Raw genomic sequence first — 26026 nt, 5'->3', positions numbered from 1 at the left:
CGAAGGCCGGGATTTACCATGCCACAACCGCAAAACCGTTACCGGATGCGCAAAAGCGCAACCTTCACCGCACCACCCGTGCCGTCCAGGTGCGGATGAAGTCGATGCTCCCGCGGCATTCCTCCATCTCGCGCCGCTCGATCAGGCGGAACCGTGCCCCGTCCCATGCGAAGCGCTGGCCGATCCCGCAATCGCCCAGCCCACGCCCCTTGGCATCGCTCGACAGTATGTCGTCGGTGAAATCGACGTTGATGAGGAACGGCACGTTCGCCGCCAGCCCCAGCGACTCGCCGTCGAACACCGTCGGCGTATCGAACGCCGCCGGTACCGCCTTGCCCGCCGCGACCACGAATACCGCCGTGACGATATTATACGCCCCGGTCAGGCACGGCACCAGCGCCAGCGTCCGCCCCCCGCCCAGTGCCTTGGTGGTGACGTCGGGCAGGTCCTCGCCCTCGCACTTCGCGTTCAGCCGCATCGCCTTGACCAACTGCGGGTCGAGCAGCGCCGCCTCGCCCCGAATTGTCGGGGCCAGCACCACCGGCAGCGCCGGGGCCGCCCGGTCGTCGGGGCGGTTCCCCTTGGCGACCAGCGCCCCGGTCGTGCCGGCGCGACCCTGCTGCGCATCCGCCCAGCGCAGCGCCGCCGACGCCCCGGTCAGCGACAGCGTGCCGATCGCCCGCCCGTCGCCACCGGTGATCGCCGCTGATCGTCCGCCCGCGATCACGCGGGCGATCGTCGCCGCCGGCGCGCCGGTCCACTGGGTGAACTCGTCCGCCCGCGCGCCGCCGCGCACCACCGCCACGTCATCGACCGTGATCGTCAGCGGCAGGCGCGGTTCGCCCTCGCTCTGTACCCGCACCCGGATCGCCCCGTCCGGCCCGGCCGCCCGCTCGATCGACAACAGCACCGGCGGTGCCGGGGCATCCTCGTTCATCAATGCGTTCGCCTGGCAGCCGCCACCATTGTCGCAGCCGACCGTCCAGTCGGTAAAGGTCTTGAGCGTGCCCGGTGCCGGCAGCGTACGGCTGTCGACCACCGCGTCCGGCGATGCCGCCGGGGCGGTGCCGTTGCCGCCGGCGTCGCGATCGTTCGATTGCCCACAGGCGAGGAGGGGCAGGGCGAGGAGAACTGACAGGAGCGCGCGCATGGGCGATGCGTTACCGCCATGGACGAACGACGCAAACCCGCTATCGCGGGCGACAGGGCAGAATAGCCGAGAGAGGTAGCATATGCAGACGGTTGGAGTGATCGGTGCCGGACAGATGGGTGCTGGCATCGCGCAGGTATCGGCGCAGGCGGGCTATGCCGTGCGGCTGTCCGACGTCTCGGTCGACCGGGCTCAGGCGGGCAAGGACGGCATCGCCAGGCAGCTCGCCCGCGCGGTGTCGAAGGAAAAGCTGACCCAGCCGCAGGCCGACGCCGCGCTGGAACGGATCACGCCGGTCGGCGATCTCGCCGCCATGGCCCCGTGCGATCTGGTGATCGAGGCCGCGACAGAGCGTGAGGCCATCAAGCGCCAGATTTTCGAGACCGTCGGCAAGGCGCTGTCCGACACCGCGATCCTCGCGAGCAACACCTCGTCGATCCCGATCACCCGGCTGGCGCAGGCTTCGCCCGATCCGGCGCGTTTCGTGGGCGTGCATTTTTTCAATCCCGTGCCGGTGATGGGCCTGATCGAACTGATCCGCGGCCTCGCCACCAGCGACGCGACCGTCGCGGCGGTCGAGGCGTTCGGCCAGAGCTTGAACAAGCGCATCGTCCATGCCAACGACGCGCCCGGCTTCATCGTCAACCGTGTGTTGATGCCGATGCTCAACGAAGCCTGTTTCGCGCTGGGTGAGGGCGTGGCGACGATCGCCGACATCGATGCGGCCTGCCAGTTGGGGCTGAACCATCCGATGGGGCCGTTCACGCTGGCCGACTTCATCGGCCTCGACACCTGTCTGGAAATCACCCGCGTGCTGTTCGAGGGGACGGGCGATCCCAAATTTCGCCCTGCGCCGCTGCTGGTGAAATATGTCGAGGCCGGCTGGTACGGCCGCAAGGTCAAGCGCGGCTTCTACGACTATAGCGGCGCGGAACCGGTGCCGACTAGGTAAAGGAGGCTTGACGTAAAGCGAGCTTGTCATGTAAAGCGTCCTTCACAATAGTGGAGGACGCCGACATGCCCATGCCGCCTGAAATCAAGCGTTACACCGTCCGGCTACTGAGCGTCATGACGCTCTACGGTGTCGCGCTCGTAGGGGTGAACCTGTGGTTCCGCTACAGCCCACCCACCGGCGCGCTGGCATACCTCGCCGCGATCCTGCCCGCGGTGCCGATCGCGCTGGTGTTCGTGGTGATCGGACGGCTGCTGGTGGAGATGCGCGACGAATATCTCCGCGCGCAGATGGTCCGCGATATTCTGGTGGCGACCGGCGTCACCCTGTCGATCACCACCGCGCTGGGGTTTCTCGAAGGGTTCGAGCTGATCGGCCATGTCCGGGGCTATTACGCCGCGACGATCTGGTTCGCCGCGCTGGGCGTCGCGACCTGCACCCGCACCCTCGCCAGCCTGCGACGGCAGCCTGCATGAACAATCACCTGAAAACACTACGCGCCGAGCGCGGCTGGTCGCAGCAGCATCTGGCCGAACGGCTCGACGTCTCGCGCCAGAGCGTCAATGCGATCGAGACGGGCCGCTACGACCCGTCGCTCCCACTCGCCTTCCGCATCGCCGAACTGTTCGACCTGCCGATCGAGGCGGTCTTCGTCAGCCCGTCGCGCGGTTAGAGTGGTTTCCGATCAGATTGGATCATCGTCACGGAGCCGGTTCCGGTTCGGGGCAAGGCGCGAGGAGGGCGCGATGCCGAAGCATCGTGACCGACGAGCAACGCAGCCCCGGATCGAAACCGGCCCGCCGCGCACGCGGTCGCCCGCAGGGCGATGACGATGGTTCAATCTGGTCGGAAACCACTCTAGATGAACATCCCCACCGTATTGCGCGCGATCGCGGGAATGATGATGCGATCGACGATCTGGATCAGGATCAGCACCACGAACGGCGCGAAATCCATTGCCCCGAAGTCGGGAAGGATGCGCCGGATCGGGCGATAGATCGGCTCGGTCAGCGTCACCAGACCACTGTAGAGCTGACGGACCACGTCGTTCTGCGTGTTGATGACGTTGAACGACAGCAGGATCGACAGGATCGCCTGAACGATGATGATCCACCACAGGATGTTCAGGAGCACCTGGACGATTTCGAGCAAGACGTTCAACGCAGCACCTTTCGAATGACGGCCTGACTATAGGGCGTGCGGGGCGGCACTCCAAGCCTCAGGCGCGAACCAGCGTGCCTGCACCCTGTTCGGTAAAGATTTCGAGCAGCATCCCGTGCGGCACCCGACCGTCGAGGATGACCGCCGCATCGACGCCCTTGGCTACCGCATCGACGCACGTCTCGACCTTGGGGATCATGCCGCCCTTGATCGTGCCGTCGGCCTGCAACGCGGCGATACGCGCGGGGTCGAGGTCGCGCAGCAGCTCGCCCTGCTTGTCGAGCACGCCCGCGACATCGGTCAGCAGGAAGAAGCGCGACGCCCCCATCGCGCCTGCGATCGCGCCGGCCATGGTATCGGCGTTGATGTTGTAGGTGTGGCCGTCTGCGCCCAACGCCACCGGGGCGACGACCGGAATGAAACCGTCGCGCGCGAGGCTGTGGAGGATCGTCGGGTCGACATTGCTGGGCGTGCCGACGAAGCCCAAGTCGACATGGCGCTCGATGCCCTGCGTCCGGTCCGGCTCACTGCGGTTGACCTTTTCGGCGGTGACGAGCTGCGCGTCCTTGCCCGAAATGCCGACTGCCTTGCCACCCGCCTGCGCGATCCACGCGACGATTTCCTTGTTGATCTTGCCAGCCAGCACCATTTCGGCGACCTCGGCAGTGGCGGCGTCGGTGACGCGCAGGCCATCGACGAAGCGCGATTCGACGCCCAAGCGCTTGAGCATCGCGCCGATCTGCGGCCCGCCGCCGTGGACGACGACCGGGTTGATGCCGACCGCTTTCAGCAGCACGACGTCCTCGGCGAAATCGCGCGCCAGTTCGGGGTCGCCCATCGCGTGCCCGCCATATTTCACCACGAACGTGCGGCCCGCATAGCGTTGCAGATACGGCAGCGCCTCGGTCAGCGTTTCCGCCTTGGCGAGCATGCGGGGGTCGGGTGCGTTCGTCATGGCCGCGCCTTTAGCGGCCTATCGCGGGCGAGGGAAGAAGTTGGGTTCACGCGGAGGCGCGGAGTGAAGAAGGGAAGTGAATTTTCGCGCAGAGGCGCAGAGGCGCAGAGAGGGTGTGGACCGGAAGAGTTCGGCCTGTTCGGCGAAGCCTCTCGCTTCGCTGCATCGGCAATCAGAGAGCCGCTATCGCAGCAGGCGCAACCTCTCTGCGCCCTCTGCGCGAAAACCTCTTCTTCTCCGCGTGAACCAAAAACCGCTTACCGGACCCGATCGAGCCACCGCCCAAGGCCGACGAACGCATAGATCAGCGGCGGCACCAGCACGATCGACAGCACGACCTTGGCCAGCATCTGCCCGACCACCAGCTCGCCGATCGGGAACACGCCATAGAAGGCGACCGAGATGAAGATCAGCGTATCGACGATCTGCGACAACACGCTGGCGATCGCCGCGCGCAGCCACAGCAACTTGCCCTCGCCGCGTTTCAGCCAGTCGAAAATCGTGACGTTCAGCGTCTGCGAGATGCCATAGGCGAGGATACCCGCCCCCCAGATGCGCGGCGTGGCGCGCATCATCAGGTCGAACGCCGCCAGCCGCTCGGGCTCCATCGATTCCGACGGCGGGACCGCCAGCACGACCAGCAGCAGCACGATCGAGGTGACGAGCGGAATGAACCCGAACTGCACCAGCCGGTTGGCGACCGAACGGCCATGCAGTTCCGCCACCGCGCTCGACACCGCGACCAGCAGCAGGAAGGCGAAGATGCCCGCCTCCACCGCCAGCGGCCCGATCGCGACCTGCTTGTTGCCCAGCACCCCGGCGATGCACACCATGCCGCCGTAGAAGATCGAGAGCAGGAACAGCGACCGCGGCATGTTGATGGTCGCAGGGGCGGAGGAGGGTGTCGTCATGGCCCCTGCTATCGCCCAAATCGCCCGTATGCAAAAGCGTTTGTCGCGGCTGGCGTCCGTGGACGTGCCATGGCATGTCACGCTGGTTTGGGCCGTCCCGCGGAGGCGGGCGGCGGGGTAGGGTAGTTCAGCTTCACATGACACGGTTTCTCATCGGCGTCGCCGGCATCATCGTGATTCTCGCGATCGCCGTCGCGCTGTCCACCAACCGCCGCGCCATCCGGCCGCGCGTCGTGGGATCGGCCTTCGCGCTCCAGGCCGGGATCGCCGTGCTGGTTCTCTATACGCCATGGGGCAAGGGCGTGCTCGGCTTCCTGTCGGGTGGGGTTGCCAATCTGCTGGGCTATGCCAATGCCGGCACCACCTTCCTGTTCGGGCCGCTGGCCCGGCCCGAGATCGGCGGCACCAGCTTCGCCATCGCCGCGCTGCCGGTCATTATCTTCTTCGCCTCGCTGGTGTCGATCCTCTATTATCTCGGCATCATGCAGTTGGTGGTGCGCTGGATCGGGGGCGGCATCGAAAAGGTGATCGGCGTCAGCAAGGTCGAATCGCTGTGCGCTGCCGCCAACATCTTCGTCGGCCAGAGCGAATCGCCGCTCGTCATCCGCCCCTATCTCAGCGGCCTGACCCCGGCACAGTTGTTCACGGTGATGACCAGCGGTATGGCCGGCGTGGCGGGGACGATCCTCGCCGCCTATGCCTCGATGGGCATCCGCATCGATTTCCTGCTGGCGGCCAGCTTCATGGCCGCGCCGGGCGGCATATTGATGGCCAAGATCATTATGCCCGACACGCCCGAGCCGCTCGCCGGCGAATTGCCGCTGGGCGACGACCGCGAGGCCGAAGCGATCGCGCTGGCCGAGGCGACGCATGACGAGGAGCGCCCGGCGAACCTCATCATGGCGGCGGCACAGGGGGCGCAGACCGGCGTCAAGCTGGCGGTCGCGGTCGGCGCGATGGTGCTGGCGTTCGTCGCGCTGGTCGCGCTCGCCAACGGGCTGCTCGGCGGGGTGGGCAACTGGTTCGGGGTCGCCGACCTCAGTTTTCAGCGGCTGCTCGGCTATGTCTTCGCGCCGGTCATGTTCCTGCTGAACGTGCCGTGGAGCGAGGCGGGGATCGCTGGCGGGCTGTTCGGGCAGAAGGTCGTGCTGAACGAATTCGTCGCCTATATCTCGCTCGGCGAAGCGGGTAGCGCGCTGTCGGCGCGGACGATCGCGATCGTCACGTTCGCGCTGTGCGGTTTCGCCAATTTCTCGTCGATCGCGATCCAGATGGCGGTGACGGGCAGTCTGGCTCCCAACCAGCGGCCGATGATCGCCCGGCTCGGCATTCGCGCGCTGATCGCGGGCAGTCTTGCCAATCTGATGTCGGCGGCGCTGGCGGGGTTGCTGATCGCCTGATTGTAACCCTTTGTTTACCGGGGTTCCGGTAGCCTTCGTGCGGGTCTTCGTGCGGGGCCATAACGGGTGGCAAGGGCAGGCGTGATGGAGCAGGGGCTGATCGATGCGGGGGCGCTTGCGGCCGCGCGCGCCGAGCTTGGCGGCAACTTCGTCCGCATTCTCGGCTATTTCCGCGAAGACGGCGTGAAATCGGTTTCGGCGATCGAATCGGCGATGCGCGATTCGAATGCGGCGGCGATGGTGTTGCCGGCGCACACATTGAAAGGCGAGTCGCGCCAGTTCGGCGCGGAAACGCTGGCGGATATTGCCGAAGGGATCGAGACGATCGCACGAAGCTGCGTCGAGGCGCACGACGATCCGTCCGAGGCGCTGGAGCATGTCGCCCGGCTGCGTCCGTTGTTCGACGCGACGCTGGCGGTGCTGGAGCGGACCAGCAACCCGCTCGCCACGCGCCGGCCCGCCGGTTTCGGACGGCGCGTCGCCGTCATCTGACCGGGCCGGGACCCGACCGCATCCCCAGGATACGGTCGGGGTTAGTCCCTCAGCCTTCCATCTTGTCGTATTCCGACTTCGAGTTGAGCTGGATGTAGTTGTGGATGCCCATGCGTTCGATCATCTCGAACTGGGTTTCCAGCGTGTCGACATGCTCTTCCTCGTTCATGAGGATTTCGGCGAACAGGTCGCGGCTGACGAAGTCGCGCACGCTTTCGCAATAGGCGACGGCTTCACGCAACTGCGCCACCGCCTCGACCTCGATCGCGAGATCGGCCTTGAGCACTTCCTCGACCGTCTCACCGACGCGCAGGCGGCCGAGCAACTGGAAATTGGGCAGGCCGTCGAGGAACAGGATGCGCTCCGCCAGACGGTCGGCGTGCTTCATCTCGTCGATCGATTCATGCCGTTCGAACTGGGCGAGCTTGTAGACGCCCCAATGGTCGAGCAGGCGATAGTGCAACCAATATTGGTTGACCGCCGTCAGCTCATTCCTGAGCGCCTCGTTGAGAAATTCGATGACCTTGGCGTCGCCCTTCACGGATACCGTCCCTTATCTGATGATCGGTATAGTTCTACGCGCATCGCCGGCAATGTGACAGCCAAAAATCGGCGGAAATCCGCGACTTTGGGCGGTTGCGAACGCTACGCAGCCGCGCGTTCCGAATCGATAATGGCTCGCGCGAACGGGACGCACTGACCGCATTTCGCCTGGCAGCCGAGCGCGCGATAGGCCTGGCAGGTGGTGTTCGCACCACAGCGCGCCGCGTGGCGGACATCGCGTTCCCGAATGGCATTGCAGACGCACACGACCATGATCGACCCCTCGCTCTGGACAGGGGCTTGATAGCGCTAGTGCAAATCGGTCGCAACACTTATTGCGTTTCAATCGCAAGTTTCAGGGGGTGGTGATCCGTATCGGTTGTACCTGCCACCGCGACAACGACCGCCACAGCCACTCGAACGGGCCATAGCGAAAGCGCGACAGCCACCACGGCGACCAGAGCAGCATGGCGAGGCACATCGCCGCGACGAACGGATAGAGGCCCGCGCGCGAAAAGCGTCCGAACAGGCCCAGCCCCCAGCCATAAAACAGGAAGCACATCACGATGCTGGTCGCGAGATAGTTGCTGAGCGCCATCCGCCCGACATCGGCCAGCCGCCGTGCCAGTGGTCGCTGTGCCCGGCCGAGCAGGACGAGGACGGCCGCCCAGCCGGCGATCATGATCGCGCGGGGCACGATCGCCAGCACCAGCGGCCCCGCCGCGATCGCCAGCGTGTCGAGGTCGCGCGACGCCATCCATGCCGCGATCAGCGCATAACCGCCACCGCCGAGGCCGATTCCGGCGATGGCCCAGCCGAGATAGCGCCGCTGCGACCACGCGCCGGTCAGCATGCCCGATCGCAGCGCGGCCATGCCGAACACCATGTACGCAAGAGTTTCGCACCCGATGAGGACGGTGTTCGACAGGTTGATCGCCAGTTGGTTCAAATTATGCGCGACGATGCCGCCGAACCCGCCGCGGAACAGCGCCAGTTGCGCGGCGATCGTGGCGGGATCGGGCACGCCGAAGCCTTCCTCAAACTCGCGAAGGCTGGCGGCGGCCTGCGCGGTATGGGCCTCTGTCATCGTGAGATACGACAGCGGTATCGACCCCATGAGCAGCAGATCGACGACGCTCAGCGCCACGCCGAACGCGACCAGCCGCCACGGTTCATGATGGCGGAACAGGAACGCGACCGAACCGATCAGCGCGTAATGAACGAGGATGTCGCCCGACCACAACAGCACGGCATGGGCCAGCCCCAGCACCAGCAGCCACGCCATGCGCCGATAATGGACTAGCGCCGCATCGTCCCCGGCGCGATCGGCGATCAGCAGCAGCGAAGCGCCGAACAGGAACGAGAACAGCCCGCGCATCTTGCCGTCGAACGCGACGAATACCGCATAATAGGTCCAGCGATCCGCCGGCCCGTCCAGCCCATAGGCGCGCGGCGACAGATACGCCGCCTCCGGCATCGCGAACGACACGATGTTGAGGAATACTATCCCCATCACCGCCACCCCGCGCACCGTATCGAGCGTGGCGATACGGTGCGCGGCGGGGTCGTCAGCCAAGGGCGGTGTCAGCACCCATGAGCGCCGGGAAGAAGCCCTCGTGCGCGGTGCGCAGATCGGCGAGCGATACCGCGAAATCGCCGTCGGCCATTTCGAAGATGATCCGGCTGCCGATGGTCCGGCCGATCGGCTCGGCATCGACCCCGGCCTTTTCCGCACCCTGCAGGAAGCCCAGCAGCGCATGGTCATGGACCGTGACGATATAGACGCCCTGATCCTCGGCGAACAGCGAGCGGGCGATGTCGTCGAACGGCAGCTTGCGGTCGAGGATCGCACCGACGTTCCCGGCGAGTGCCATTTCCGCGACCGTTACCGCGACGCCGCCGTCGGACACGTCATGGCACGCGGTTATCTGACCCGACAGGATCGCCTGGCGAATATAGCCACCGGTGCGGCGCTCGCCATCGAGGTCGACCGGCGGTGGCGGGCCTTCCTCACGGCCGTGCAGTTCGCGCAGCCACAGCGACTGGCCGAGCGGGCCGGTACGGTCGCCAACGCGCAGGATGATGTCGCCGGTCTGCTTGAACGCGATCGTCGCCGACTTTTCCCAGTCCGCCAGCAATCCGACGCCGCCGATCGCCGGGGTCGGCAGGATCGCCGATCCCCCGCCGGTCGCCTTCGATTCATTGTAGAGCGACACGTTGCCCGACACGATCGGGAAGTCGAGCGCGCGGCACGCCTCGCTCATTCCGTCGAGGCAGCCGACGATCTGGCCCATGATTTCGGGACGCTGCGGGTTGGCGAAGTTGAGGCAGTTGGTGACGGCGAGCGGCGTGGCCCCCACGGCGGTCAGGTTGCGATACGCCTCGGCGATCGCCTGCTTCCCGCCTTCGACCGGATCGGCGAAGCAATAGCGCGGGGTGCAATCGGTGGTCATCGCCAGCGCCTTGCGCGTGCCATGCACCCGCACCACCGCCGCGTCGCCGCCGGGGCGCTGCACCGTGTCGGCACCGACCATGTGGTCATACTGTTCCCAGATCCAGCGGCGGCTGGCGATGTCGGGCGATCCCATGAGCTTGAGCAGATCGGCGGCCGGATCGGTGGATTCGGGCACGTCGGTCAGTTCGGCGGGCTTTGGCGTTGGCACATGCGGCCGGTCGTAGAGCGGTGCGTCGTCGGCAAGCGGCCCCAGCGGAATGTCCGCCACCACATCGCCCTGCCATTTCAGCACCATGCGGCCGGTGTCGGTGACATGGCCGATGACCGCGAAGTCCAGTTCCCATTTGTCGAAGATCGCCTTGGCGAAATCCTCGCGGCCGGGTTTCAGCACCATGAGCATCCGCTCCTGGCTTTCCGACAGCATCATCTCGTACGGGGTCATGCCGCGCTCGCGTTGCGGCACGTCGTCCATGACCAGTTCGATGCCGACCCCGCCCTTCGACGCCATCTCGACCGAGGAGGAAGTGAGACCGGCAGCACCCATGTCCTGAATCGCGACGATCGCGTCCGACGCCATCAGTTCGAGACACGCCTCGATCAGCAGCTTTTCGGTGAAGGGATCGCCGACCTGCACGGTCGGGCGCTTCTCCTCGGCATCCTCGCCGAAATCGGCCGAGGCCATGGTCGCGCCGTGGATGCCGTCGCGTCCGGTCTTCGACCCGACATAGACGATCGGATTGCCGATGCCGCTCGCGGCCGAATAGAAGATCTTGTCCGTATCGGCGATGCCGACGGTCATCGCGTTGACGAGGATGTTGCCGTCATACGCCGGGTGGAAATTCACCTCGCCGCCGACGGTCGGCACGCCGACGCAATTGCCATAGCCTCCGATGCCGTGGACCACGCCCGCGATCAGATGGCGCATCTTAGGATGATCGGGCCGGCCAAAGCGCAGCGCGTTGAGGTTCGCGATCGGGCGCGCGCCCATCGTGAACACGTCGCGCAGGATGCCGCCGACACCGGTCGCCGCGCCCTGATAGGGTTCGATGTACGACGGGTGGTTGTGGCTCTCCATCTTGAAGATCGCCGCCTGTCCGTCGCCGATGTCGATGACGCCGGCGTTCTCGCCCGGACCGCAGATGACCTGCCGCCCGGTCGTCGGCAGCTTCTTGAGGTGGATGCGGCTGGACTTATAGCTGCAATGTTCCGACCACATGACCGAGAAGATGCCGAGTTCGGTCAGGTTCGGCTCGCGCCCCATGGCGTGAAGCACGCGCGCATATTCTTCGGGGCTCAGGCCGTGTTCGGCGACGATCTCGGGCGTGATCTGGGTCATGGCCAGCGCCTCTAGCGCGCGCGGGTCGCGGGTGCCAGCGGGTTTCGTGCGTGGCGTGGTGCGGCGATCGTTGTGCGTATGCAGCAACTTCTGGCATGACTATGTTGCCCAAGTACTTCCGTGCGTTGCAGCAAAGCTACAATCGCTGCGCAACCGCATCGATTGCGGCGGATTTCGGGCAATTCGATTGTCCCATGAACGGAACCCGTTATCGTTTTGTTGGTCGGTAACCGACGTCGCACGTCGTGGCGTCGGGCCGAGGCAAGGGAGATAATGCTATGGTTTCGAAGTTCCTCACCGCGCTTGCTGCAACTGCGCTGGTCGCCGCGCCGATCGCCGCCAATGCCCAGAACGCATCGGCACTGTCGGTCGCCAAGTCGGTCCGCGCGAGCGCGCCGCAGAAGGCGTCGAACAAGCTGGCCGGCGGTGGTCTGGTGTTCCTGCTGCTCGCCGCGGCGATCGTCGCGGGCGGCGTGTACATCGCGGTCGACGACGACAATTCGGACAGCAACTAAGTCCGGGGTCGGTGCGGGGAGCCGGCGGCTCCCCGTATTCCGGCATCGTCCGCGCCTGTTCAGGCGGACGCATCCGCCTTTGATCGCCGCGTGGCGGCGCGGATACACGACTCGGCGGCAAGTCCGAGCATTAGCACCGCGAACGCGCGGTCGTTCCATGCCGCCGCCGCGAAATCGGCGTGCCACCAGCGCAGGCCAAGCAGCAGAAAGCCGATCAGCGTCGCGCCGTTGAGAATTTGCACCGTTCGTTGCGGAACATGCGGCTGGAGGACCGGCAACGAGGTTGCCGCCATGGTCCATGCGAGCCCCGCCACGATCCACGCCAGCATGTCCATCACTGCGCCATTGTCATGATGGTTGACCGGTATCGCGCCTGTTCCACGCCTGCCACAACATCATGCCGACCAGCGTGCCGCCGGCCACCACGCCGCCGACCGCGACCGCCGTCACCACCGGCGACAGTGTGTTGTCGGCGCGGTGGAGGTGCGGGCGGTGCTTGGCCAGCCGGCGCAGCAGCGGCTTGCGGGTCGAGAAGGCCTCGAACATCTCCTCGGGACCTTCGGGATCGAGGACCTTGTTGTCGGCGAGCCATTCCATGACGCCGTTGAGATCGGGGATTTCATAGGGGCGCAGCGAGCGGCCGTCCCCGCGCAGTTCCTCGATCGTCGCGATCAGCGAGTTGGTGCGCGCCAGCGTGTCCTGCACCACTTCACAGGTCACGTCGAGATGCTCGGCCAGCAGCGAATCGCGGATGCCGGCGATGGTGCGGCGCTCGTCGGCATTGGCGTGGCGCGTCGCGTCGATCGTCACGTCGCATTCGGTGTCTAGCCGCAGCGAACGGTTGTTGAAGTTGGACGAGCCGACGCGCAGCAACTGGTCGTCGATCACCGTCACCTTGGCATGGACATAGATCGCCGTGCCGCCGGCGGTGAAGGGATGATAGAGCCGCAGCCGGTCGTGCCGGTCGCGTTCCTTGAGCGCCTGGAAGATCCGGGCGCGCGCCGAATCCATCGCGATCGGTTCCAGCCAGCCCTCGGCGGTGGTTGGGTTGACGATCACGACCTCGGGGCCATCGGCCTCGTCCAATCGGCGGGCGATCGCCTCGGCGACCTTGCGCGAGGCGAAATACTGGCTCTCGGCATAGATGAAGCGTTCGGCGCGGGCGATCAGGTCGAGGTAGAGCGCCTCGATCTCGTGGACGGGCACCTGTTCGGCCATCTCGGGGATGGTGCGGGCAATCGCGACCTCGACATCGGTGAAGTCGGCCTCCAGCCCGTCGGGCCAGCAGCCGCCGGCGTCGGTCGGCCGGGGCAGGTCCTCGCCGCCCGACACCTGCCAGCGGGCGCGGCACATGTCGCCGAGCGCAGCGGCGATCGGCCCTTCCAGGGCGGTGGTGACGTCGTGCCACGGCTTGTAGGGGGTGCCGTCGGGTTCGATCCTGCGGGGATCGTCGTCGATATGCTCGCGCGTGTCCCAACGGTCGACGGTCATGTCGATGCCGCCGCAGAAGGCGACGTCGTCGTCAATCACGACCACCTTCTGGTGATGCGATCCGGCGACCGGATGATGCCCGTCGAGCCGGAGGTGGACCTGGGGATCGTTGATCCATTTGGCGATGCGCAGCAGGGTCTGGCCGTGGAACAGCGTCTTGATCGCGCCGGTATCCCACCGCAGGATATGGACCTGGAGTCCCGGCGTCCGGCGGACCAGCCAACTGATGAATTCGCCAACCTTTTCCGGGCCTTCGGTCGCCGCATCGGTCTTGAAGCGGATGCGCGCGTCGAAATCCCAGCCGATCAGCAGGATTTGTTTGCGGGCTTTGAGCATCGCGGCGCGGGCGGCGGCGAAATAATTGTCGGCATCGACCAGCACGGTCGCGCGGGTCGCCTGCTCGATCCGCCAGCAGTTGCGGTTCGGGTCGAGCGGAGGGGTATGAAGCGCCATGGCCGATGCAATGACAGGCAAACGTTACGGTTCCAAGCGATTACGGCGGGTTAGTCGAATGCGCCCGGTCCAAAGTTTACAAAGTTTACACTAACGACGTGTTTCGTTGCTGTTCCTGCCTCCCCCGATCGATGCGCTGGCCCATGCCGCACGCGAAGGCGGCGAGCATGGCAGGGCGCGCCGCTGTAGGACAGCGCTTCAGAGCAGGTCGAGCAGCCGTTCGGGTGGACGGGCGATCACGACGCCCTTGTCGGTCGCGACGATCGGGCGTTCGATCAGGATCGGATGCGCGGCCATCGCGGCGAGGATCGCGGCGTCATCGGCACCCTTCAGCGCTTTCGCTTCGGCTTCGCCGGTGCGCAGCGCTTCGCGCGCGGTAATGCCGGCGCGGGCGAACAGGGCGCCGAGGGTTTCGGCGTCGGGCGGGGTCTTGAGATAGTCGACGACGGTCACGGTCGCGCCGGCTTGGGTGAGCAGCGCGAGCGCGGCGCGCGATTTCGAGCAGCGCGGGTTGTGATAGATCGTCGCGTTCATGGTTCCTGCCCTACCTGCACGGAAACGACGCCCCGGCGAAGGCCGGAGCCTGAACCAAGGCCGATCGACATTCATGTCCCTATCGTCACCCCGGACCTGTTCCGGGGTCCACCGGGCCGCGAACGCTGTCGATAGAAGCTCGAACCGCACCGTTTGCCGCACCGTGGACCCCGGAACAGGTCCGGGGTGACGACGCGCGAATGAAAGTCGATCTGCCTTGGAATGACGTCGGGTTCCGGCGGGGAGGACCGTGCCCTCCCCGCCGGAACCGGTCAGTCCGGGTTGCGGGCCAGCCATTCCTCCAGCCACTTGATCGTATAGTCGCCCTGGTTGAACTGCGGATCGTCGATCAGCGCCTGATGCAGCGGGATGGTGGTCTTCATCCCCTCGATCACGAATTCCTCCAGCGCGCGGCGCAGGCGCATGATGCAGCGTTCGCGGGTGGTGCCATAGACGATCAGCTTGGCGATCATGCTGTCGTAATAGGGCGGCACGCGGTAGCCGGCGTACAGGCCGCTGTCGACGCGGACGTGCATCCCGCCGGGCGCGTGGAAATGCTTCACAGTGCCGGGCGAGGGGGCGAAGGTCTTCGGGTCCTCGGCATTGATGCGGCATTCGATCGCATGGCCGTGGAAGCGGACCTGTTCCTGACCACAGGTGAGGCCGTGCCCCTCCGCCACGCGAATCTGTTCGCGAACCAGATCGATGCCGGTAATCATCTCGGTCACGGGATGTTCGACCTGAAGCCGGGTGTTCATTTCGATGAAATAGAACTCGCCGTTTTCCCACAGGAATTCGATCGTGCCAGCACCACGATAGGCCATGTCGGCCATCGCCTTCGCACAGACCATGCCCATGCGGTTGCGCTCTTCCTCCGACAAGACGGGGGAGGGGGCTTCCTCCAGCACCTTCTGGTGGCGGCGTTGCAGCGAACAATCGCGTTCGCCCAGATGGATCGCATGGCCGTTGCCGTCGCCGAACACCTGAAATTCGATGTGGCGCGGATTGCCGAGATATTTCTCCATATAGACGGTGGCGTCGCCGAACGCCGCCTTCGCCTCGGAGCCGGCCTGCTGCATCAGCGTTTCGAGCTGGTCCTCGGAATTGCAGACCTTCATGCCGCGACCGCCGCCGCCCGATGCCGCCTTGATGATGACCGGATAGCCGATCGATGCGGCGATCGCCTTGGCTTCCTCGACATCGGCGATCGGGCCGTCGGAGCCGGGGACGAGCGGCAGGCCGAGCTTGCCGGCGGTGCGCTTGGCCTCCACCTTGTCGCCCATCACCCGGATATGTTCGGGCTTCGGGCCGACGAAGATCAGATTGTGCAGCTCGACGATCTCGGCGAACTTGGCGTTTTCCGACAGGAAGCCATAGCCCGGATGGATCGCGTCCGCACCGCTGATCTCGGCCGCCGAAATGATGTTGGGGATGTTGAGATAGCTGTCGGTCGCCGACGGCGGGCCGATACAGATCGCCTCGTCCGCCAGCCGCACGTGCATCGCGTCGGCATCGGCGGTCGAATGGACCGCGACCGTCTTGATGCCCATTTCATGGCAGGCGCGGTGGATGCGCAGCGCGATTTCGCCGCGGTTGGCGATCAGCAGTTTCTTGATGTCGGGCATGTTATTCGACGACCACCAGCGGCTGGTCGAATTCGACCGGCTGGCCGTTCGATACCAGGATCTGCGTCACGGTGCCCGCCGCCGGGGCGACGATCGGGTTCATGACCTTCATCGCCTCGATGATGACCAGCGTGTCGCCGGCCGATACCTTTTGGCCCACCGCGATGAACGGCTTGGCTTCGGGATTGGCCGCCAGATAGACGGTGCCGACCATCGGCGAGGTGACGGGGGGCACCGCGCTGACCGGGGCGACGGCGGCGGCGGCCTCGATCGTGGTCGCAGGCGCGGCCAGTTGCGGCTGGACCGGGGCGGGGGCATAGGCCGGGGCATAGTTCGCCGCCTGCACCGGCGCGGGCTTGCGCACCACGCGCACCTTGCGCGCGCCGTCCTCCACCTCGACCTCGGTCAGATCGGTTTCGTCGAGCACCTGCGCCAGCGCGCGGACCAGATCGATGTCGACGCGCATCGCGTGGCTGGTGAACGGCGTTCCTTCGCCCTGATTGTCGTCTGCCATGCCTACCCCTTAACAATTCTCAAAAAACCGCGCCTGTGTCAGATGCGGGCGGCCGCTTCAAGCGCGACCAGATAGGAGAGCGCGCCGAACCCGGCGACGGTGCCCCGTGCCGCGCGCCCGATGAAACTGGTGTGGCGGAAGTCCTCGCGCCGGTGCGGGTTGGACAGATGGACCTCGATCACCGGGGTCCTGACCGCCTTGATCGCGTCATGGATCGCGACCGAGGTGTGGGTGAAGCCGCCGGCGTTGAGCAGCACCGCCTTCGCCCCTTCCGCCTGCGCCTCGTGCAGCCAGTCGATCAGATGGCCTTCGTGGTTCGACTGGCGCAGGTCGATGGCGAGGCCGAGTTCGCGCGCGCGATCCTCCAGCATGCCGGCGATGTCGTCGAGCGTGTCCTGCCCATAGATTTCGGGCTCGCGCAGGCCCAGCAGGTTCAGATTCGGGCCGTTCAGGACATAGACGGTGGCGGGCGCGGGGGATGGCACGGGCGGCGGCTTTCGGTTGCGGGTGCGCGGGCGCGGTCCCTATATGCAGCGCACCATACCCGGACCGGGGGGCGCAAGTCGAGACTTTGGCGTGCCCCGACAGGAGACGACATGCACAGCGACGGCACCATCACCATCACGGTCAACGGCGAGCACAGGCGGATTCGCGACGGGATCACGCTGGCCGAGCTGGCCGCGCAGATCGGACTGGTGCCCGAAAAGGTCGCGGTCGAGCGCAATCTGGAGGTCGTGCCACGATCGACGCTGGCGCAGGTCGTGGTCGAGGATGGCGACGATCTGGAGATCGTCCACTTCGTCGGCGGTGGCGATCATGGGGCCAAGGTGGCCGATGATCGCTGGAGCGTGGCGGGCCGGACGTTCCGTTCGCGGCTAATCGTGGGCACGGGAAAATACAAGGATTTCGAACAGAACGCCGCCGCCGTCGCCGCATCGGGTGCCGAGATCGTGACCGTGGCGGTGCGCCGCGTGAACGTCAGCGATCCCAAGGCGCCGATGCTGACCGACTATATCGATCCGAAGAAGATCACTTATCTGCCCAACACCGCCGGGTGTTTCGATGCCGACAGCGCGATCCGCACGCTGCGCCTCGCACGCGAGGCGGGCGGGTGGGACCTCGTCAAGCTGGAGGTGCTGGGCGAGGCGCGCACGCTGTACCCCGACATGGTCGAGACGCTGCGCGCGACCGAGGTGCTGGCCAAGGAAGGGTTCCTGCCGATGGTCTATTGCGTCGACGATCCGATCGCCGCGAAACGGCTGGAGGATGTGGGCGCGGTCGCGATCATGCCGCTGGGCGCGCCGATCGGGTCGGGGTTGGGCATCCAGAACCTCGTGACGATCCGGCTGATCGTCGAGGGGGCGAAGGTGCCGGTGCTGGTCGATGCCGGGGTTGGCCAGGCGTCCGATGCGGCGGTGGCGATGGAGCTGGGCTGCGACGGCGTGCTGATGAACACCGCGATCGCCGAGGCGAAGGACCCGGTGCTGATGGCCGCCGCGATGAAGGCGGCGGTCGAGGCCGGGCGCATGGGCTATCTGGCGGGGCGGATGCAGCGGCGGCGCTATGCCGATCCGTCGAGCCCGCTCGCCGGGCTGATATGAATTAAGTTTAATGGAACCCGTGGTGGTGATGGCAGTTTGTATCATCGCAATCCAGCGAGGGAAACCTCGCCAACCCGCAGGAGCCAATCATGGGTGAATTCACCGACAAGCTCGCCGCCGCCGGCAACAAGATCGCCGGCAACGTCAAGGAAGCCGTAGGCAAGGCGACCGACAACGAGCGGTTGGAAGCCGAAGGCGAGGCCCAGCAGGCCAAGGGCACCGGTCAGGATGTCAAGGGCAGCGTCAAGGGCGCGCTCGGCGACAAGATCTGAGCCGTACGGCACCGCGTATCGCCGACGTAGTGGCGAATGGTGTCAAAGAGCCGCTCCGGAAAACCGGGGCGGCTCTTTTCGTTTCGGCCTATCGCGCGCGGATCGCGGCGATGGTGGTGCCGTGGGTGATGACCTCGATATCGGTTTTCAGGTGGAGCAGGCGGACGCCGCTTCGCGCCAGCGCCCGGTCGAGCGCGGGGGCGAACTCCGCCGTCGTGCCGACGGTTTCGGCCCAGCCGCCATGGGCGCGGGCGAGCGCGGCGAAATCGGGGTTGGCGAGCGCGGTGCCGCTTAGGCGCGCGGGGTATTCGCGTTCCTGGTGCATGCGGATCGTGCCGTAGCCGCCGTTGTCGACGAGGATGACGAGCAGGTCGGCGCCATGCTGGACGGCGGTGGCCAGTTCCTGCCCGTTCATCAGGAAATCGCCGTCGCCCGCCACCGCGACCGCCAGTTTGTCGGGTTCGCGCAGCGCGGCGGCGACGGCGGCGGGGACGCCATAGCCCATCGCGCCGCAGGTCGGGGCGAGCTGCGTGCCCGACCAGCCATAGTGCCAATAGCGATGCCACCAGCCCGAGAAATTGCCCGCGCCGTTGCAGATGATCGTGTCGTGGCCCGACAGCCGCTCGCGCATCGCCGCGACGCATTGGCCGAGGTCGAGCGTGACGTCGCGCGGCGCGGGGGTCGACCATGCGAGCCATTCGGCATGGGCTTCGGCACCCGAGGGATGCGGATTGGCCGGCGGTTCGGCGCGGGCGAGCATGTCGGCGAAGGCGAACGGATCGGCGGCGATAGCGATGTCGGTGCGGTAGACGCGGTCGAGTTCGGCCGGGTCGGGATGGACGTGGATCAGCGTCTGGCCCGGATGGTCGGGGGTGATGAGGGTGTAACCGTCGGTGGTCGCCTCGCCCAGTCGCGCGCCGACGACGAGCAGCAGGTCGGCGGCCTTGATCCGCTGCACCAATTTGGGCGAGGGGCCGTAGCCGAGGTTGCCGGCCCAGGCGCGGGTATCGTTGGCGATCGCGTCCTGCCGGCGGAACGCGCCGGCGACGGGCATGCCCCAGTCCTTGGCGAAAGCGGCGAAGGCGGCGCCGGTCGCCTTGTCCCAGCCGGCACCGCCGACGATCGCGACCGGGCGTTCGGCGCGGCGCAACTGACCCAGCAGGTCGGCGAAGTCTGCCGGGTCGAGCGTGGGTTCGAGTTTCGCCAGCGCTGGCCGGTCGGCGACCACGGCTTGCTCGACCAGCATGTCCTCGGGCAGCGCGATCACCACCGGGCCGGGGCGGCCGGAGGTCGCGGTGCGCCACGCGCGGGCGATATATTCGGGGATGCGCGCCGGATCGTCGATGCGCAGCACCAGTTTGGCCAAGGGAGCGAACATCGTCAGGAAATCGACTTCCTGAAACCCCTCCCGGTCGCGCATCGCGCGGTCGACGTCGCCGATGAACAGCAGCATCGGCACCGAATCCTGCATCGCGACATGCACCCCGATCGAGGCGTTGGTGGCACCAGGGCCGCGCGTGACGAAGGCGACGCCGGGCTTGCCCGTAAGCACCGCATCGGCACAGGCCATGAAGCCGACGCCGCCTTCCTGCCGGCAGGTCACGAGATCGATGGCGGGCGTGTCGTGCAGCGCGTCGAGCACCGCGAGGAAGCTTTCGCCCGGAACGTGGAAGATGCGGTCGCAGCCATGGATGCGCAGCGCGTCGACGAGGATGCGGCCGCCGGGTCGTGGACTTGTCATGACCCCACGCTATCGCCTGCGCCAGAGCAGCGCCAGTATTCGACGAAATCGAAGGCCGGTCCGGCTGCTTGACCCGGTGTGGCCCCCATGCCTAATCCGATCCGAGCGACCAGAGGAGAGAGCGAGTGAAGAAGCTGTACCCCGATGCCACGGCGGCGCTGGACGGATTGCTCCACGACGGCATGACGATCTGCGCGGGCGGCTTCGGCCTGTGCGGCATCCCCGAACGGCTGATCGACGCGATCGAGGCCTCGGGGGTCAAAGGCCTGACGATCGCCAGCAACAACGCCGGGATCGACGGGCAGGGTCTGGGCAAGCTGCTGCGCAGCCGACAGGTCGCCAAGATGATTTCGAGCTATGTCGGCGAGAACAAGGAGTTCGAGCGGCAGTATCTCTCGGGCGAGCTGGAGGTCGAGTTCTGCCCGCAGGGTACCCTGGCCGAGCGGTGTCGCGCAGGCGGCGCGGGGATCCCGGGCTTCTACACCAAGACGGGCGTCGGCACGCTGGTGGCCGAGGGCAAGGAAGTGAAGTCGTTCGACGGGGAGGACTATATCCTCGAACGCGGCATCCGCGCCGACCTGTCGATCATCAAGGGGTGGAAGGCCGACGAGAGCGGCAATTTGATCTTCCGCAAGACGGCGCGCAATTTCAACCAGCCGATGGCGACCGCCGCCAACCTCTGCGTCGCCGAGGTCGAGGAGGTGGTGCCGGTCGGCAGCCTCGATTCCGACACGATCCACCTGCCGGGCATCTATGTGAAGCGGATGATCGTCGGCAGCCCGTACGACAAGCAGATCGAGTTCCGTACCGTGCGGGAACGGGCATGATGCGGTTGGACGAGCGTGTTCCGCAACCACGCCGTCACCCCGGACCTGTTCCGGGGGCCGCTGATCCACGGCCACAACGCGCGTTGCCTTCGCGGCACGGTGGACCCCGGAACAAGTCCGGGGTGACGATGGGGCGGGGGATGATCCGCGCGCTTGCTACAGGCGCTGCGGCGTTCGCGCTGTCGGGGTGTGTCGTCGCGGTCGGCAACCAGTCGGCCCCGCCTGCCCCCGCGACCGTCGCGGGCGTGCCGGCGGGGATGCAGTATCTCTATGGATCGGGCGAGGCGGCGGCGGCCAGTCGCCAGACCTATGCCGCGCTGGTGCGCTATGTGCAGCAATATCAGCGTGACCGCATAACGCTGCGCCGGATGCCGTTGCAGGCGGTGCTGACGCCGGGCGCGACGCTGGCCGAGCCGGGGCAATTGCCCTGCACCGGGCCGGCGGCCGTCGTGTTCGACGTCGACGAAACCGTGCTGCTGAACACCGGTTATGAATATTCCGACGCGCGCGGCGGGCTGTCGTACGATGCGACGCGCTGGGAACGGTGGGAGCGGTCCGACGGACGCGCGACGCAGGCGGTGCCCGGCGCGGTCGAGGCGCTGGCGGCGCTCAGGGCGGCGGGGGCGACCGTGGTGTTCAATTCCAACCGCAATGCCGCGACCGCACGGTTCACCGAAGCGGCGCTCCATCGGGCGGGCCTCGGCCCGGCGAAGCATGGCGAAACGCTGTTCCTGAAAGGCGATACGCCGGGCGGGTCGGCCAAGGATGCGCGGCGGGCGATGATCGCGAAACGCTATTGCGTCGTAGCGCTGGTCGGCGATCAGCTCGGCGATTTCAGCGACCTGTTCAACGCCGGGCTGAAACCGGCCGAGCGGCGCGCGGCGGCCAATGCGCCGGCGATCGCCAGTCTGTGGGGCAATGGCTGGTTCGTGCTGCCCAACCCCGTCTATGGCACCGCGCTGGCGGGCGATTTCGACGATGTGTTCCCCAATGATCTGCGCTGGAGCGATCCCGGCGCGCGCAAGGAGTAAGCCCGCATGGCATGGACCCGCGACGAAATGGCGGCACGCGCCGCGCGCGAGCTGAAGGACGGTTTCTACGTCAACCTCGGCATCGGCATCCCGACGCTGGTGGCGAATCATATCCCCGAGGGGGTCGAGGTGACGCTCCAGTCGGAGAACGGGATGCTCGGCATCGGGCCGTTCCCTTACGCCGGCGAGGAGGACCCCGACCTCATCAACGCCGGCAAGCAGACGATCAGCGAACTGCCGCAGTCGGCCTATTTCAGCAGCGCCGACAGTTTCGCGATGATCCGCGGCGGGCACATCGACCTGACCGTGCTGGGCGCGATGGAAGTGGCCGAGAACGGTGACATCGCCAACTGGATGATTCCGGGCAAGATGGTGAAGGGCATGGGCGGGGCGATGGACCTCGTCGCCGGGGTGAAGAAGATCATCGTGGTGATGGAGCATGTCTCCAAGAACGGCGATGCGAAGTTCATCCCCGCATGCACGCTGCCGCTGACCGGCAAGGGCGTGGTCGACATGATCGTCACCGATCTGGCGGTGTTCCAGCGGGCGGACCATGACAGCCCGTTCCGGCTGATCGAATGCGCGCCGGGCGTGACGCGCGAGGATGTTCGGGCCAAAACCACCGCGGCCTATGTTGAGTAGGAAAGCCGGGTTCACGCGAGGGCGTTGAGACGCGAAGGTGGAAGGGTTGTTCGCGCGGAGGCGCGGAGGTGCGGGAAGAAGGTAGTTTTCGCGCAGAGGCGCAGAGGCGCGGAGAGGTTGCGTTCCGGGCGGCTGTGGTTTGTCGGGCGAAGCCTTTATGTTCGTTGCGGCGGTGGTGAAGGGTCGCTGTCGCGACTGCCTTGTGCCGCACACGGTCTCCGCGCCTTCGCGTGAACCAGACTATCGCCCTGCCGTATCGTGCAGCCTGACCCCCACGGTAGCGTCACCTCGACAATGGCGATGGTCATCGCCACGCCTGTCATCGCATCGGCGAACCGGTAGCGGTTTTGGGTCCCCGAACCGGGTCTTTACGCAAGGAAATGTTGCCTTGCCTTTCGATCGGGCGCGTTTTCGGTTAACGGCAGGGCCATGAGCAACACCCCGCGCACGCTGTACGAGAAAATCTGGGACGATCATGTCGTCGAACGCCGCGACGACGGCACCTGCCTGATCTACATCGACCGGCATCTCGTCCACGAAGTCACCAGCCCGCAGGCGTTCGCCGGGCTGCGCGCCGCCGGGCGGCGGGTGCGCCGGCCCGACCTGACGCTGGCGGTGCCCGACCATAATCTGCCGACGACCGCGCGCAGGGATGCGGCGGGCAACCGCCTGCCGATCGCCGATCCGGCGAGCGCCAGCCAACTGGCGGCGCTGGAGGCGAACGCGCCCGATTTCGGCATCCGCTATATCGACGCGACGGCGGCCGAGCAGGGGATCGTCCATGTCGTGGGGCCGGAGCAGGGCTTCACCCTGCCGGGCACGACGCTGGTGTGCGGCGACAGCCATACCAGCGCGCACGGGGCGCTGGGCGCGCTGGCGTTCGGCATCGGCACCAGCGAGGTCGAGCATGTGCTGGCCACGCAGACGTTGCTGCTGCAACCGTCCAAGACGATGGAGATCCGCGTCGACGGGACGCTGGGGTACGGTGTGTCGGCCAAGGACGTGGTGCTGGCGATCATCGGCAAGACGGGTGCTGCGGGCGGCACCGGCTATGTCGTCGAATATACCGGTGAGGTCATTCGTGCCCTGTCGGTCGAGGGGCGGCTGACGGTCAGCAACATGTCGATCGAGGGTGGCGCGCGTGCCGGCCTGATCGCGCCCGACGAGACGACCTTCGCCTATCTGAAAGGCCGGCCGATGGCGCCGCAAGGCGCGGACTGGGACCGGGCGGTCGAATATTGGCGGACGCTGCCGACCGACGTGGGCGCGGTGTACGACAAGGTCGTGCGCCTCCACGCCAGCGACATCGCGCCGTCGCTGACCTGGGGGACCAGCCCCGAGGATGTGGTGCCGATCACCGGCGTCGTGCCGTCGCCCGACAGCTTCGCCGATCCGAGCAAGCGCGTCGCGGCGCAGAAATCGCTCGATTACATGGGGCTGACGCCGGGCACGCGGATGCAGGATGTGCCGGTCAGCTATATCTTCATCGGCAGTTGCACCAACAGCCGGATCGAGGATCTGCGCGCGGCGGCCAGCGTGGTGAAGGGGCGGCGGGTCGCAGGCGGCGTGAAACAGGCGCTGGTCGTGCCCGGATCGGGGCTGGTCAAGCGGCAGGCCGAGGCCGAGGGGCTCGACCGCATCTTTACCGAGGCGGGGTTCGAGTGGCGCGAGCCGGGCTGTTCGATGTGTCTGGCGATGAACCCCGACAAGGTGCCGCCGGGCGAACGCTGCGCTTCCACCAGCAACCGCAATTTCGTAGGGCGGCAGGGACCGGGTGCCCGCACCCACCTGCTCAGCCCCGCCATGGCGGCGGCGGCGGCGGTGACGGGGCGGCTGGCCGATGTGCGCGAACTGGTGACGGAGCAGATGGCATGAAGCGGGTGTTGATGGCGTTGATCGCGGGCGCGGTGCTGAGCGGCATGGCGGCGGCCTATGCGTCGAGCGTGCGCCCGACGGGCAAGCCGATCACGCCGCGCGAGGATGCGCGTTCGTGATCGCACGGATCGCGGCGGCCGCCGCGCTGCTGCTGACGATGGGGCAGGCACCCGCTCCCAAGGCGGCCGACGTCGAGCTGTGGCGGCTGGATTGTGGCGGCGTGCAGGTCAACGACCTCAACGCCTTTTCCGACACGCTGGCCTATACCGGCCGGACCAAGCGGCTGGTCGCGAGCTGTTATCTGATCCGGCATGGCGGCGACTATATGCTGTGGGACACCGGGCTGCCCGAGGCGGTGCTGGGCAAGGCGCCGAACGGCACCGACGCGATGTCGCCGGTGCTGACCACCACGATCAAGCGGCAACTGGCGCAGATCGGCGTCGCGCCCGAAAAAATCGGCCGCGTCGGCATCAGCCATTATCATTTCGACCATAGCGGACAGGCGGCGGGCTTTCCCGGCGCGACGCTGCTGATCGGGCAGGGCGATGTCGACGCGCTGAAGGCCGGCACGCCGGGCACGAGCGCCGAACCGCTCAAACCGTGGTTCGGCGGCGGATCGAAGATCGAGGGTGTCGAGGGCGACAAGGACGTGTTCGGCGACGGCAGCGTCACGATGCTGACCATGCCCGGCCACACGCCGGGGCATCACGCGCTGCTGGTGCGGTTGAAGGGTAAAGGGCCGGTGCTGATTTCGGGCGATACCGCGCATTTCCGCGAGAATTTTGACAGCAATGGCATTCCGCCGTTCAACGTCGACCGCGCGCAGTCGCTCGCCTCGCTCGACCGGTTCAAGCGGCTGGCCGGCAATCTGAAGGCGACGGTGATCCTGCAGCACGAGGCGGGAGACGTGGCGAAGCTGCCCGCCTTTCCGGCATCGGCCCGCTGATGGAACCGGTGGTTCATGTCGAGGGGCGCGCCTATCCGTGGGGCGCCAAGAATATCGACACCGACATCATCATCCCGGCGCACTGGCTGAAAACCACGACCCGCGAGGGGCTGGGCCAGGGCGCGTTCGAGAGCGTGCGCGCCGAGCCGGGCAACCTGTTCGACGATCCGCGCTATGCCGGCGCGCCGGTGCTGATCGCGGGTGAGAATTTCGGCTGCGGCTCCAGTCGCGAACATGCCGCATGGGCGCTGGGCGACATGGGCGTCCGCGCGGTGATCGCGCCGAGCTTCTCGGACATTTTTTCGGGCAACGCGATCAAGAACGGCATCGTCACGGTCGTGCTGCCGCAAGACGCGGTCGACCGGCTGGTCGAGGTGGCGCGCGAGCATACGGTCGCGGTCGACCTCGAGACGATGACGGTCACGACGCCGTTTCAGGATCGCTTTACGTTCGAACTCGACCCGTTCCGGCGCAAGTGCCTGATCGAAGGGCTCGACGAGATCGGCATGACGCTGGCGCGGGATGCGGCGATCGGCGGATACGAGGCGCAGGTTGCGACGGCGCGGCCGTGGCTGAACGGTGGTGGCTGACGCTACGGCGTTGC

At 66.6% G+C, this 26026-nt stretch carries 30 protein-coding genes; 15 read left to right on the top strand and 15 right to left on the bottom strand.

The window, feature by feature from the left end; all coding sequences use genetic code 11:
- Positions 1 to 64 precede the first annotated feature (64 nt).
- Entirely contained in the window at positions 65 to 1150 is a 1086-nt protein-coding gene (locus tag LRA89_RS07630; RefSeq protein WP_230769666.1) for a DUF1176 domain-containing protein, read from the bottom strand.
- A gap of 82 nt (positions 1151 to 1232) precedes the next feature.
- On the opposite strand from LRA89_RS07630, the gene LRA89_RS07625 reads away from it, so the two are divergent.
- The 3 genes from LRA89_RS07625 (at position 1233) to LRA89_RS07615 (ending at position 2775) form a co-directional block, all read left to right on the top strand.
- Positions 1233 to 2102, top strand: coding sequence for a 3-hydroxyacyl-CoA dehydrogenase NAD-binding domain-containing protein (locus LRA89_RS07625; RefSeq protein ID WP_230769665.1), 870 nt, complete (start codon positions 1233 to 1235; stop codon positions 2100 to 2102).
- Positions 2103 to 2167: 65 nt separating this feature from the next.
- The gene (locus LRA89_RS07620; RefSeq protein WP_230769664.1) at positions 2168 to 2578 is read left to right on the top strand and encodes a hypothetical protein; all 411 of its coding nucleotides are present in this window, start codon (positions 2168 to 2170) and stop codon (positions 2576 to 2578) included.
- The gene (locus LRA89_RS07615) at positions 2575 to 2775 is read left to right on the top strand and encodes a helix-turn-helix transcriptional regulator (RefSeq protein ID WP_230769663.1); all 201 of its coding nucleotides are present in this window, start codon (positions 2575 to 2577) and stop codon (positions 2773 to 2775) included. The genes LRA89_RS07620 and LRA89_RS07615 overlap by 4 nt, the downstream gene beginning before the upstream one ends.
- Before the next feature lie 185 nt (positions 2776 to 2960).
- On the opposite strand, the gene LRA89_RS07610 is transcribed toward LRA89_RS07615, so the two are convergent.
- From LRA89_RS07610 to LRA89_RS07600, 3 genes are all read right to left on the bottom strand, one after another.
- Positions 2961 to 3263 carry a YggT family protein gene (locus LRA89_RS07610; RefSeq protein WP_055759019.1) on the bottom strand — a complete coding sequence of 101 codons (303 nt, stop codon included), beginning with the start codon at positions 3261 to 3263 and terminating at the stop codon, positions 2961 to 2963.
- A 58-nt stretch (positions 3264 to 3321) separates the two neighbouring features.
- Positions 3322 to 4218 (bottom strand): acetylglutamate kinase, encoded by an 897-nt coding sequence (gene argB / locus LRA89_RS07605; protein ID WP_055759021.1) that lies wholly within the window; start codon positions 4216 to 4218, stop codon positions 3322 to 3324.
- A 257-nt stretch (positions 4219 to 4475) separates the two neighbouring features.
- Positions 4476 to 5129 carry a queuosine precursor transporter gene (locus tag LRA89_RS07600; protein WP_230769662.1) on the bottom strand — a complete coding sequence of 218 codons (654 nt, stop codon included), beginning with the start codon at positions 5127 to 5129 and terminating at the stop codon, positions 4476 to 4478.
- Positions 5130 to 5266: 137 nt separating this feature from the next.
- Between LRA89_RS07600 and LRA89_RS07595 the strand changes: the two genes are divergently transcribed.
- Together LRA89_RS07595 and LRA89_RS07590 are read left to right on the top strand one after the other, a co-directional pair.
- Positions 5267 to 6529: a NupC/NupG family nucleoside CNT transporter gene (locus LRA89_RS07595; RefSeq protein WP_230769661.1), complete on the top strand. Its 1263-nt coding sequence runs from the start codon at positions 5267 to 5269 to the stop codon at positions 6527 to 6529.
- An 84-nt stretch (positions 6530 to 6613) separates the two neighbouring features.
- Positions 6614 to 7021 carry an Hpt domain-containing protein gene (locus tag LRA89_RS07590; RefSeq protein WP_230769660.1) on the top strand — a complete coding sequence of 136 codons (408 nt, stop codon included), beginning with the start codon at positions 6614 to 6616 and terminating at the stop codon, positions 7019 to 7021.
- A 49-nt stretch (positions 7022 to 7070) separates the two neighbouring features.
- Here LRA89_RS07590 and bfr read toward each other — a convergent pair whose 3' ends face one another.
- The 4 genes from bfr to purL form a co-directional block, all read right to left on the bottom strand.
- Positions 7071 to 7562 (bottom strand): bacterioferritin, encoded by a 492-nt coding sequence (bfr, locus tag LRA89_RS07585; protein WP_055759029.1) that lies wholly within the window; start codon positions 7560 to 7562, stop codon positions 7071 to 7073.
- A 104-nt stretch (positions 7563 to 7666) separates the two neighbouring features.
- Positions 7667 to 7837 (bottom strand): (2Fe-2S)-binding protein, encoded by a 171-nt coding sequence (locus LRA89_RS07580; protein WP_055759032.1) that lies wholly within the window; start codon positions 7835 to 7837, stop codon positions 7667 to 7669.
- Positions 7838 to 7919: 82 nt separating this feature from the next.
- Positions 7920 to 9140, bottom strand: a complete 1221-nt coding sequence (locus LRA89_RS07575; RefSeq protein WP_230769659.1) for a DUF418 domain-containing protein — start codon at positions 9138 to 9140, stop codon at positions 7920 to 7922.
- Positions 9133 to 11355, bottom strand: coding sequence for a phosphoribosylformylglycinamidine synthase subunit PurL (gene purL, locus LRA89_RS07570; protein ID WP_230769658.1), 2223 nt, complete (start codon positions 11353 to 11355; stop codon positions 9133 to 9135). The genes LRA89_RS07575 and purL overlap by 8 nt, the downstream gene beginning before the upstream one ends.
- A gap of 278 nt (positions 11356 to 11633) precedes the next feature.
- Here purL and LRA89_RS07565 point away from each other — a divergent pair, with 278 nt between their 5' ends.
- A complete protein-coding gene (locus tag LRA89_RS07565; RefSeq protein ID WP_230769657.1) occupies positions 11634 to 11870 on the top strand; it encodes a hypothetical protein in 237 nt (78 codons plus the stop codon).
- A gap of 59 nt (positions 11871 to 11929) precedes the next feature.
- On the opposite strand, the gene LRA89_RS07560 is transcribed toward LRA89_RS07565, so the two are convergent.
- The 6 genes from LRA89_RS07560 to aroQ all read right to left on the bottom strand — a co-directional run bounded on the left by LRA89_RS07560 (position 11930) and on the right by aroQ (position 16972).
- The gene (locus LRA89_RS07560) at positions 11930 to 12205 is read right to left on the bottom strand and encodes a hypothetical protein (RefSeq protein WP_230769656.1); all 276 of its coding nucleotides are present in this window, start codon (positions 12203 to 12205) and stop codon (positions 11930 to 11932) included.
- A 13-nt stretch (positions 12206 to 12218) separates the two neighbouring features.
- Positions 12219 to 13814: a phospholipase D-like domain-containing protein gene (locus LRA89_RS07555; RefSeq protein ID WP_230769655.1), complete on the bottom strand. Its 1596-nt coding sequence runs from the start codon at positions 13812 to 13814 to the stop codon at positions 12219 to 12221.
- Between the two features lie 198 nt (positions 13815 to 14012).
- Complete coding sequence (arsC, locus tag LRA89_RS07550) at positions 14013 to 14348, bottom strand: arsenate reductase (glutaredoxin) (RefSeq protein ID WP_230769654.1); 336 nt, start codon at positions 14346 to 14348, stop codon at positions 14013 to 14015.
- Positions 14349 to 14620: 272 nt separating this feature from the next.
- Positions 14621 to 15973 (bottom strand): acetyl-CoA carboxylase biotin carboxylase subunit, encoded by a 1353-nt coding sequence (gene accC, locus LRA89_RS07545; protein WP_230769653.1) that lies wholly within the window; start codon positions 15971 to 15973, stop codon positions 14621 to 14623.
- Position 15974: 1 nt separating this feature from the next.
- Positions 15975 to 16487 carry an acetyl-CoA carboxylase biotin carboxyl carrier protein gene (gene accB, locus LRA89_RS07540; protein ID WP_230769652.1) on the bottom strand — a complete coding sequence of 171 codons (513 nt, stop codon included), beginning with the start codon at positions 16485 to 16487 and terminating at the stop codon, positions 15975 to 15977.
- Between the two features lie 38 nt (positions 16488 to 16525).
- Complete coding sequence (gene aroQ, locus LRA89_RS07535; protein WP_230769651.1) at positions 16526 to 16972, bottom strand: type II 3-dehydroquinate dehydratase; 447 nt, start codon at positions 16970 to 16972, stop codon at positions 16526 to 16528.
- Positions 16973 to 17083: 111 nt separating this feature from the next.
- Here aroQ and thiS point away from each other — a divergent pair, with 111 nt between their 5' ends.
- Both thiS and LRA89_RS07520 read left to right on the top strand, forming a co-directional pair.
- Positions 17084 to 18088 (top strand): sulfur carrier protein ThiS, encoded by a 1005-nt coding sequence (gene thiS, locus LRA89_RS07525; RefSeq protein ID WP_082448216.1) that lies wholly within the window; start codon positions 17084 to 17086, stop codon positions 18086 to 18088.
- Positions 18089 to 18177: 89 nt separating this feature from the next.
- Positions 18178 to 18360, top strand: a complete 183-nt coding sequence (locus LRA89_RS07520; protein WP_055759057.1) for a CsbD family protein — start codon at positions 18178 to 18180, stop codon at positions 18358 to 18360.
- 88 nt (positions 18361 to 18448) lie between these two features.
- Here the strand turns inward: LRA89_RS07520 and LRA89_RS07515 are convergent, their stop codons facing one another.
- A complete protein-coding gene (locus LRA89_RS07515; protein ID WP_230769650.1) occupies positions 18449 to 20101 on the bottom strand; it encodes a thiamine pyrophosphate-binding protein in 1653 nt (550 codons plus the stop codon).
- A gap of 125 nt (positions 20102 to 20226) precedes the next feature.
- On the opposite strand from LRA89_RS07515, the gene LRA89_RS07510 reads away from it, so the two are divergent.
- The 7 genes from LRA89_RS07510 to leuD all read left to right on the top strand — a co-directional run bounded on the left by LRA89_RS07510 (position 20227) and on the right by leuD (position 26012).
- On the top strand, positions 20227 to 20928 hold the full coding sequence (locus LRA89_RS07510; protein WP_230769649.1) for a CoA transferase subunit A: 702 nt from the start codon (positions 20227 to 20229) through the stop codon (positions 20926 to 20928).
- A 140-nt stretch (positions 20929 to 21068) separates the two neighbouring features.
- Entirely contained in the window at positions 21069 to 21959 is an 891-nt protein-coding gene (locus LRA89_RS07505; protein ID WP_230769648.1) for an HAD family acid phosphatase, read from the top strand.
- Positions 21960 to 21965: 6 nt separating this feature from the next.
- Positions 21966 to 22601: a CoA transferase subunit B gene (locus LRA89_RS07500; RefSeq protein ID WP_230769647.1), complete on the top strand. Its 636-nt coding sequence runs from the start codon at positions 21966 to 21968 to the stop codon at positions 22599 to 22601.
- A 429-nt stretch (positions 22602 to 23030) separates the two neighbouring features.
- Positions 23031 to 24476, top strand: a complete 1446-nt coding sequence (gene leuC, locus LRA89_RS07495; protein ID WP_230769646.1) for a 3-isopropylmalate dehydratase large subunit — start codon at positions 23031 to 23033, stop codon at positions 24474 to 24476.
- Positions 24473 to 24595, top strand: a complete 123-nt coding sequence (locus LRA89_RS20465; protein WP_268795720.1) for a hypothetical protein — start codon at positions 24473 to 24475, stop codon at positions 24593 to 24595. Before leuC ends, LRA89_RS20465 begins: the two co-directional genes overlap by 4 nt.
- A 38-nt stretch (positions 24596 to 24633) precedes the next feature.
- Positions 24634 to 25422 carry an N-acyl homoserine lactonase family protein gene (locus LRA89_RS07490; protein WP_443024948.1) on the top strand — a complete coding sequence of 263 codons (789 nt, stop codon included), beginning with the start codon at positions 24634 to 24636 and terminating at the stop codon, positions 25420 to 25422.
- Positions 25422 to 26012, top strand: a complete 591-nt coding sequence (gene leuD / locus LRA89_RS07485) for a 3-isopropylmalate dehydratase small subunit (protein ID WP_230769644.1) — start codon at positions 25422 to 25424, stop codon at positions 26010 to 26012. Before LRA89_RS07490 ends, leuD begins: the two co-directional genes overlap by 1 nt.
- Positions 26013 to 26026: the final 14 nt, after the last annotated feature.

Origin of the sequence: Sphingomonas sp. Leaf4, assembly GCF_920939515.1 — a bacterium.
Taxonomy (GTDB): domain Bacteria; phylum Pseudomonadota; class Alphaproteobacteria; order Sphingomonadales; family Sphingomonadaceae; genus Sphingomonas.
This window is presented reverse-complemented; position numbering and strand designations above follow the sequence as displayed.